This window comes from Luteimonas sp. 8-5 (genome assembly GCF_029763755.1).
Lineage (GTDB): Bacteria > Pseudomonadota > Gammaproteobacteria > Xanthomonadales > Xanthomonadaceae > Cognatiluteimonas.
The window spans coordinates 1-1304 of the sequence record NZ_JARUVM010000176.1 but is presented as its reverse complement, the minus strand read 5'-3'; the positions used below and the strand labels follow the sequence as shown (position 1 = coordinate 1304).

Genomic DNA, 1304 nt, shown 5'->3' with positions numbered 1-1304 from the left:
TCGATCATTCAAGCCGAAATTGCATCGCTACGCCGTCAACATGGCAGAAAGAGCTTGCCATGTTGCCGGCTACGCGCTGCAATTCGGCTTAACTTGAGCGTTAGGTGCCGCACAAACAATTTCGCCAAGTGAAGGAAAGACCATGAGCGTCACACGAGTACTGGACAAAACAAGTAGCTTGGGGTCGCTCGTCGCGGCCATGTCCTGTGCCGGTTGCTTCCCAGCGCTTGGGTCGCTGGGTGCCGCGATCGGTCTTGGCTTTCTCGGACAATACGAGGGCTTCCTGTTCAGAACCTTGCTCCCGGCCCTGGCAGTGCTGGCGTTGATCGTGAACGCGTGGGCGTGGTATCGGCACCGCCGCTTTGCACGCGGTCTCCTCTCAGTTCTCGGACCGCTTGCCGTTCTCTCCGCGTTGCTCCTGTTTTGGAGCTACGACTGGAGCATTTATCTGTTCTATGCGGGCATTGCCCTGATGCTCGTGATGTCAGTTCTCGACCTCTTGCGCCCCGCCCGAGCTGTCCAGTGTCCAACCTCGAACTAGAGTCGGTCATTACTTGCCCAGAGTGTGGTGCGAGTGCCTGCGAAACCATGCCGACCAATGCGTGCCAGTGGTTTTATGAGTGCAACGCTTGCCATGCCGTGCTCAAGCCCTTGCCGGGCGATTGCTGCGTGTACTGCTCTTACGGCACCGTCAAGTGTCCGCCAATCCAGCAAGGCAGTTCCTGCTGCAGCGGCGGCACCTAACATTGCGTTCAAGCCGAAATTGCATCGCTACGCCAGCCACATGGCAGAAAAAGCTTGCCATGTGCCCAGCTACGCGCTGCAATTCGGCTTAACTTGAGCGTTAGGCCGATGACACATCACTCAGCAACTTGCCAGTCTTGCAACGCCGAGGTGCATGGCCAGATCTATCATCTCGGCTTTAGCAATATGCAAGCCTTGTACTGTTCCGCTTGCCCTAATGTTCTGCTACTTAAAGATCCCGATCTTCTTGTGAGGTACGGCATTAGATGGCCAAACCTCGCTCCGCACGACCCAGGCTTCCAGTTCTACGGCAGGCACTTGCTGCCTGTGTACGCAGCAATTGAAGATCTTTTTAACCCTTGTTCTTGTGGTGGCACTTATCAGTTCATGGCTCCGCCAAGATGTGCAAAGTGCAATGGACTCCTTCGAGGTGATTGCTACGAGGACAAGCCAGTGCTCAAGGAGAGAGACGGATATGTTTTTGTGTCGACAAGCTCAGTTGATGACCGTCAACAGATCCGCGGGTCGGCCTAACAATGCGTGTATGGACTCCTCCTGCA

The 1304-nt window shown here is 55.4% G+C and carries 2 protein-coding genes; both read left to right on the top strand.

Annotated elements, in window-relative coordinates; all coding sequences use genetic code 11:
- The first annotated feature begins 142 nt into the window (after positions 1 to 142).
- On the top strand, positions 143 to 541 hold the full coding sequence (merC, locus tag QAA18_RS12770; RefSeq protein WP_279413468.1) for an organomercurial transporter MerC: 399 nt from the start codon (positions 143 to 145) through the stop codon (positions 539 to 541).
- On the top strand, positions 523 to 744 hold the full coding sequence (locus QAA18_RS12765; RefSeq protein ID WP_279413466.1) for a GDCCVxC domain-containing (seleno)protein: 222 nt from the start codon (positions 523 to 525) through the stop codon (positions 742 to 744). The genes merC and QAA18_RS12765 overlap by 19 nt, the downstream gene beginning before the upstream one ends.
- Positions 745 to 1304: the final 560 nt, after the last annotated feature.

Bases quoted from the DNA above. Each gene is read 5' to 3' on its own strand.
- merC (WP_279413468.1), top strand. From the start codon at position 143: ATGAGCGTCACACGAGTACTGGACAAAACAAGTAGCTTGGGGTCGCTC.